This window comes from Corynebacterium tuscaniense DNF00037 (genome assembly GCF_000759055.1).
Classification (GTDB): domain Bacteria; phylum Actinomycetota; class Actinomycetes; order Mycobacteriales; family Mycobacteriaceae; genus Corynebacterium; species Corynebacterium tuscaniense.
In genome coordinates, this window is sequence record NZ_JRNG01000066.1 from 1 (window position 1) to 4,858 (window position 4,858).

The following is a 4,858-nucleotide window of genomic DNA, read 5'->3' on the forward strand; positions in this document are numbered from 1 at the left end:
TCACATAAAGCTACACACACCCAACCAACAACACAAACCAGCAGGTGAGAGGGGTTAATTCGTCGATAAGCGAGTGGCTATATGCGGCGCACCTCGGCACCAAGATTATTGAGGTCTTCAACGAAGTGTGGGTAGCCACGATCGATATGTTCGACGTCATGCACGACCGTCTCCCCGTCAGCCACGAGACCAGCTAAAACAAGGCCAGCGCCGGCACGAATATCGGATGACCATACTTCCGTAGACGACAGGCGCTCTACCCCACGAAGGACCACGTGGTGCCCATCAACGGTGGCGTCCGCACCCAAGCGCATCATCTCATCCACAAAGCGGAAGCGTGATTCAAAGACGTTTTCCGTAATCACAGACGTTCCTTCAGCGACGGCACTCAACCCAATAGCCATGGGCTGCAGGTCGGTGGGGAAACCGGGGAACGGCAAAGTTTGATAGTCCACGGCTTGGGGGCGACCATCCATGCGTACGCGGAAGCCATTGTCGTAGGTCTCCACATCGGCGCCAGCGTTCTTCAGCTTCGCCAAAGCGAGGTGAAGATGGCGTGGCGCAATGCCAACCACGGTGACATCACCACGCGTCATCGCGGCAGCATAAGCCCATGTGCCGGCTACAATACGATCGCCGATCACGGTGTGTTCCGTGGGATGGAGAGATTCCACACCATCGATGGTGATGGTGGAAGTGCCCGCGCCGGTAATACGCGCACCCATGGAGTTGAGCATGTCGCAAAGATCGACAATCTCCGGTTCACGCGCAGCATTATCCAGCACGGTTTGCCCCTCGGCGAGGACCGCGGCGGTGAGGATATTCTCCGTCGCACCGACGGAGGGGAAGTCCAGGTTGATGCGCGCACCGTGCAGGCGACCGGCCCGAGCAACGACGGCGCCGTGCTCAATATGGGTTGTAGCACCGAGTTTCTCCAGGCCAGACTGGTGCATGTCTAGTGGGCGGGAACCAATTGCATCACCACCTGGCAACGCCACAACCGCCTCACCACAACGTGCAGTCAACGGACCCAAGACGGCCACGGAGGCGCGGAACTGCCTCACAGCATCGAAATCTGCGCGGGAAGACAAATACGCCGGGGTGTGGATGCGCACAACCGTGCCCTCAATCTCTACATCACACCCCAAACCTTCAAGCACCTTCTGCATCAAAGGCACATCAAGGATCTCCGGGCAGTTATTCAGAGTTGTCGTCCCCTCCACCAACAGCGCAGCGGCCATCAGCTTCAACACACTGTTTTTTGCGCCATCAACGCGCACAACCCCTTCGAGGCGGGCCCCACCTTGAACAAGAAAACGCTCTTTCACGCGATCCAGGGTAGTGAAAACTTTGACAAAAGGCGGTTCCAAAGCACCCCAGGCAAGGTTTAAGGCTTAGGACTTAAGGTAGCGCCCCAATCCGGCGCGCAGCGTTCACAGCCTCATAGCGGGTGTGTGCCCCCAGCTTGCGCATCACGCTGCGCAGGTAAGACTTTACGGTCTCTGCACCAATGCCCATTTCTTCGGCTGCCTCCACGTTGGTGTGGCCCAGGGCCACGCACGAGAGAACATCCAGTTCACGTGCAGATAGCTTCGTAGACTGCTTCACACGCACCGGCGCGACCATCTGGTCGCACAGCTGCTCAAGCTCCTTGCGGATCAGCTCATCTTCAACACGGTTAGCCAACATCCGCAGCTTGGAATGGGTCGCACGGACCTGCTCCCATTCCGCACCATTCATCACGCGGCCAGCTTTGGCGGTGCCTTTGCCACCCTCGACGCGCCGTAAAGCCGAATTGACCGCAAGGTCCTGCTCGAGCGTGCGCGCAGTCATAGTGACCTCCTCGATCACCTTATCCCCCAAACGAACCGGAGAGTGCACGCCCACATACAGCACGCCACGAATCTCACGCTGCACAATCACCGGCACAGCAACCACAGAATGAAGGCCCTCATCCTGAATCGCACGATCATGCTCATGCGAAATAACACTCGCGCGCAAGTAATCAGACACCCCCACCGCACGGCGCGTAGACACCACACGGCCACCCACGCCCTGATTCTGATCAATCACCAAATTCTGCAGAGCTGGCGTACGCAGGCCAATCCACTGGGTGATCTGAAGGCGATTATCAGCAAGAAGGGTGCCATACATCGCCACCGGGATACCGGTAGCCGTCTTCAGTGCAGTAAGCGACGCTCGGATCGCATCATCGTCGTCCTTAACCCCTTGCGCGTCCATGTTCTCTCCTTCTTTGGCCGTCGCATCGCCCCCGTTCGAGTGTCCCCGACGGAGAAAGGGCATTGCCCGGATCCGGCCCGAAAATGCCCTAGTTGAACAAACTGTCCCCATCTTAACGGTTAATCGGGGGTGACCAAATCCAAAAACTATGCGCAAGAAGTACGCAATCGCTTAACGACGCTACCCCCGCCACCCCGCGCAAACCATCCGGTTCATCCTCATTGAACAACTCGGTCTAGGTTTTTGGGGAGAGTCGTGTACGATCGCATGTCAACCGCTGTTCAACAAAGGAGAAAAATGGGAAAGATCTACAACAACATCCTAGAAACCATCGGTGGCACACCCCTCGTCGAGCTTAAAGGCATCACCGAAGGCACCAACGCCGCACAGGCACGCATCCTGGGCAAACTCGAATTCTTCAACCCCGCCAACTCCGTGAAAGACCGCATCGGACGCGCAATTATCGACGCTGCCGAGGCCTCCGGTCAGCTCAAACCCGGCGGCACCATCGTCGAAGCCACCTCCGGCAACACCGGCATCGCCCTCGCCCTCGTCGGCGCGGCACGTGGCTACAAAGTCATCCTGACCATGCCGGAAACCATGTCCGTTGAGCGTCGCGTCGTACTGCGCGCCTACGGTGCCCAGATCGAACTCACGCCGGGTGCGGCGGGGATGAAGGGGGCCGTCGAAAAGGCGAATGAAATCGTCGAACAAACCGACAACGCCATCCTGGCCCGCCAATTTGAGAACGAAGCAAACCCGACCGTCCACTACGAAACCACAGGCCCCGAGCTGTGGACGGACAGCGACGGGAAGATCGACATTCTTATCGCCGGCGTCGGCACCGGTGGCACCATCTCCGGTGCCGGCAAATACCTGAAAGAGCAGAACCCGGATATCAAACTCATCGCAGTAGAGCCGTCCGCTTCCCCGCTCCTGTCCGAAGGTCAAGCTGGTCCGCACACAATCCAAGGCCTCGGCGCGAACTTCGTGCCCGCCACCTTAAACCGCGGGATCATCGACGAAGTGATCACCATCTCCAACGAAACCGCCGTAGCCACCTCCCGTGAGCTCGCCCGCAAAGACGGCATCCTCGGAGGGATCTCCAGCGGTGCCAACGTCGCAGCCGCCCTCGAGGTCGCGTCACGCCCGGAGAATGCCGGCAAGACCATCGCCACCGTCATCTGCGACTTCGGTGAGCGCTATATCTCCACCATCCTCTACGAGGACATCCGCGACTAAACTCACCGTTACCTGGCCCTCTCGCGCATGAATCTAAACCCCACGCGCGAGGGGGCCGCTTCTTATGCGCTGTTAAAGTGGACTCTCATGTTCAAGGTGATCCAAACAATCCGTGAGGACCTCGAAAACGCCCGCCTCCACGACCCCGCAGCCCGCGGCGATCTTGAGAACGCGATTGTCTACTCCGGCCTTCACGCCATCTGGATGCACCGCATCTCACACGCCCTGTGGACCCGAAACATCAAAGGACCAGCGCGCATCCTGGCGCAATTTACCCGTTTCCTCACAGGCGTGGAGATTCACCCCGGTGCCACGATCGGCCGCCGCTTCTTCATTGACCACGGAATGGGCATCGTCATCGGCGAAACCGCCGAGATCGGCGACGGCGTCATGCTCTACCACGGCGTCACCCTCGGCGGACAAGTCCTGACTCAGACCAAACGCCACCCCACTATCGGCGACAACGTCACCATCGGCGCTGGCGCCAAAGTATTAGGCCCCATCACCATCGGTGAAGGCTCCGCGGTCGGTGCGAATGCCGTTGTGACTAAAGATGTTCCGCCCAACTGCATCGCCATTGGCATCCCCGCCAAGTGCCGCCCCCGCAAGAGCGACGAACGCCAGCACCTTGTCGACCCAGACGCCTACGTCGCCGGTAACAACGACAACACCAGCCGGTAAGGCACTTCGCCACTACTTCAACAGGTCTTTGTAGCCCTCGTTCTTCTGCACAAAGTGTTCCACTGCAGAGCAGGACGGGATGATCTTCTTCCCAGACTTCCTTGTGTCGTTGAGGGCAGCTTGGATAAGGGGCGCGGATAAACCACGCCCACGGAAAGCTGGATCGATGACGGTGTGGTTGAAATCGCGGACACCACCGTCTTCGTAGTAATTCGCAAACCCCGCCTGCTTACCGTCAACCGTAATGACGTAGCGGTGATGCTCGGGGTTGTGCTCAATCTCGTATTTTTGTTCACTCATGCACCCGAGCGTACGGAAAACCCCGCGCCGATGACGCGGGGTTAAAATGTGGCCAGAGCCAGGATCGAACTGGCGACCCCACACTTTTCAGGCGTGTGCTCTACCAACTGAGCTATCTGGCCGGAACCGCTCAAAGCAGTTCAGCGACCCTGACGGGACTTGAACCCGCGACCTCCGCCGTGACAGGGCGGCGCGCTAACCAACTGCGCCACAGGGCCTTATGTACTTGTCATGCTCGAGCGGAGATTTTATCCTGCGTCTTGCACGAATTGATACCTTACACAGAGTGTTTAAAACTACACAAACCAGCACCACACGGGCATTTTGTGGCACACTTCGTAGCCGGTTGTTGCCGGCTATTAGATGAACGAAGATATTGGTTACCTTCCGTAGA

The 4,858-nt window shown here is 58.3% G+C and carries 5 protein-coding genes and 2 tRNA genes; 2 read left to right on the plus strand and 5 right to left on the minus strand.

Annotated elements, in window-relative coordinates; genetic code table 11:
• Positions 1-77 precede the first annotated feature (77 nt).
• Together murA and ramA are read right to left on the minus strand one after the other, a co-directional pair.
• Positions 78-1,328 carry a UDP-N-acetylglucosamine 1-carboxyvinyltransferase gene (murA, locus tag HMPREF2129_RS10265; RefSeq protein ID WP_034666320.1) on the minus strand — a complete coding sequence of 417 codons (1,251 nt, stop codon included), beginning with the start codon at positions 1,326-1,328 and terminating at the stop codon, positions 78-80.
• A gap of 73 nt (positions 1,329-1,401) precedes the next feature.
• Positions 1,402-2,241, minus strand: coding sequence for an acetate metabolism transcriptional regulator RamA (ramA, locus tag HMPREF2129_RS10270; protein WP_034666312.1), 840 nt, complete (start codon positions 2,239-2,241; stop codon positions 1,402-1,404).
• Positions 2,242-2,538: 297 nt separating this feature from the next.
• On the opposite strand from ramA, the gene cysK reads away from it, so the two are divergent.
• Together cysK and epsC are read left to right on the plus strand one after the other, a co-directional pair.
• Positions 2,539-3,483 (plus strand): cysteine synthase A, encoded by a 945-nt coding sequence (gene cysK, locus HMPREF2129_RS10275; RefSeq protein ID WP_034666314.1) that lies wholly within the window; start codon positions 2,539-2,541, stop codon positions 3,481-3,483.
• A gap of 87 nt (positions 3,484-3,570) precedes the next feature.
• Positions 3,571-4,164 (plus strand): serine O-acetyltransferase EpsC, encoded by a 594-nt coding sequence (gene epsC, locus HMPREF2129_RS10280; protein ID WP_034666316.1) that lies wholly within the window; start codon positions 3,571-3,573, stop codon positions 4,162-4,164.
• A 12-nt stretch (positions 4,165-4,176) separates the two neighbouring features.
• Here epsC and HMPREF2129_RS10285 read toward each other — a convergent pair whose 3' ends face one another.
• The 3 genes from HMPREF2129_RS10285 to HMPREF2129_RS10295 all read right to left on the minus strand — a co-directional run bounded on the left by HMPREF2129_RS10285 (position 4,177) and on the right by HMPREF2129_RS10295 (position 4,682).
• Positions 4,177-4,464 (minus strand): GNAT family N-acetyltransferase, encoded by a 288-nt coding sequence (locus tag HMPREF2129_RS10285; RefSeq protein WP_034666318.1) that lies wholly within the window; start codon positions 4,462-4,464, stop codon positions 4,177-4,179.
• A 49-nt stretch (positions 4,465-4,513) separates the two neighbouring features.
• Positions 4,514-4,586, minus strand: a tRNA-Phe gene (locus HMPREF2129_RS10290).
• 22 nt (positions 4,587-4,608) lie between these two features.
• Positions 4,609-4,682, minus strand: a tRNA-Asp gene (locus HMPREF2129_RS10295).
• Positions 4,683-4,858 lie beyond the last annotated feature (176 nt).